Below are 1,618 nucleotides of genomic sequence, written 5' to 3' on the forward strand. Positions count from 1 at the left end.
TTTACTTTCTGCTCCTTTACTTCTTCTATGCCGTGCATTTCAAGCCCTAAAAGTTCGGTGTATATTTTCGATGCTTCTTCTATACTTTTCACGGCAATACCAATGTGATCGATTTTCAAGGTTTTCATATATTTACTATTCCCCCTTTAAAATACATTGTAAAAGTTTTTCCAAAGCTGTGTAAGGATCGGTTACTTTATTTGATATATCCTTTAGCAAATTTTCTATAATATTCCCTTTTTCTTGAAATATTATTTTACTGATGTGAAATTTTATTAGCTCCATGAATTTTTCCCGGGTTTTTTCCTTCCTTTTTTGCTCCAGAACACCTTTATTTTGGATATAACTTAAGTGTTCGCTTATTTTTGCTTCCAGTTCATCTATGCCTATGCCAGAGGTAGCAACGGTTTTTACTATCGGAGGTCTTAAATCTAATTCATTTTGGGAGAGGTCCAACATCATTTCAATTTCGGTAACAAGTTTGTCAGCGCCTTCGCGGTCAGATTTGTTTACAGCGAATATATCGGCGATTTCCATTATCCCGGCCTTTATAGCCTGCACGTCATCGCCAAACCCCGGTACAAGAACCACTACCACCATATCAGCTACTTTTACTATGTCTATTTCCGTTTGCCCTACTCCGACTGTTTCGATGATTATGTAATCCATGCCAAAAGCCTCAAGGACATTAACAGCGTCGTAAGTTGCTTTTGCTATGCCTCCAAGGGAACCTCGACTTGCCATGCTTCTTATAAAAATACCCGGGTCAAGGGTTAATTCCTGCATCCTTATTCGATCTCCGAGTAGTGCGCCGCCTGTAAAAGGGCTGGTGGGGTCTACGGCTATAATCCCCACCGTTTTTCCCTTTTCTCTCATTTTTTTGGCAAGTTCATTTACTAAACTGCTTTTCCCCGCTCCCGGAGGCCCTGTTATACCTATAACGATAGAATTTCCCGTGTACTTGTAAAGTTTTTTGAGAGCATCTGTAGCTGTTGGGTCTTCTCTTTCTATAAGAGTTATAAGCCTTGCCGCAGCTCTTTTGTCTTTTTTAAGTATTCCATCTACTAACTCCAAATTTCACACCCCTAACTTATTTCTTTACGTTGTTTTTTATGAATTCTATTATTTGAGAAATAGGAGTGCCAGGGGTGAATACTTCGGCGATACCGCATTTTTTAAGGAAAGGAATATCATCGTGGGGTATTACTCCGCCGCCGATTACAAGTATATCGTCGATTCCCTTTTCCTTCAAAAGTTCCATTATCCTTGGGAAAAGTACGTTGTGAGCACCAGATAGTATAGAAAGGCCTATTACATCTACATCTTCCTGTATAGCTGCTTCCACAATCTGTTCGGGAGTTTGGCGCAGCCCAGTGTAAATAACTTCCATGCCTGCGTCGCGTAAGGCTCGTGCGATTACTTTTGCTCCCCTGTCATGGCCATCTAATCCGGGCTTTGCTATTAAAACTCTTATAGTCCGTTCACACTGCATCTTTATTCACCCCCTCTAAAAACTCACTGTGGCTTTGTATTCGCCGAATACTCGGCGCAGAGTGTCACAAATCTCGCCCAACGTCGCATACGTTTTTACGCAGGTAATAATTGTCGGCATTAGATT

General features: G+C 40.9%; 4 protein-coding genes. All 4 read right to left on the minus strand.

What is annotated here, in order from left to right; genetic code table 11:
- The coding region (locus BUB66_RS11755; RefSeq protein WP_188092906.1) for a VOC family protein at window positions 1-128 on the minus strand (128 nt) is incomplete at its 3' end.
- Between the two features lie 7 nt (window positions 129-135).
- Window positions 136-1,074, minus strand: coding sequence for a methylmalonyl Co-A mutase-associated GTPase MeaB (meaB, locus tag BUB66_RS11760; protein WP_073258728.1), 939 nt, complete (start codon window positions 1,072-1,074; stop codon window positions 136-138).
- A gap of 16 nt (window positions 1,075-1,090) precedes the next feature.
- On the minus strand, window positions 1,091-1,492 hold the full coding sequence (locus BUB66_RS11765) for a cobalamin B12-binding domain-containing protein (RefSeq protein WP_073258730.1): 402 nt from the start codon (window positions 1,490-1,492) through the stop codon (window positions 1,091-1,093).
- Window positions 1,493-1,507: 15 nt separating this feature from the next.
- A partial coding sequence (locus BUB66_RS12840) for an acyl-CoA mutase large subunit family protein (protein ID WP_143156287.1) occupies window positions 1,508-1,618 on the minus strand: 111 nt, incomplete at its 5' end.

The organism is Caldanaerovirga acetigignens, assembly GCF_900142995.1.
Lineage (GTDB): Bacteria > Bacillota > Thermosediminibacteria > Thermosediminibacterales > Thermosediminibacteraceae > Fervidicola > Fervidicola acetigignens.

Excerpts from the sequence above, each read along its gene's own strand:
- BUB66_RS11765 (WP_073258730.1), bottom strand. The coding sequence starts at position 1,492 with ATGCAGTGTGAACGGACTATAAGAGTTTTAATAGCAAAGCCCGGATTA.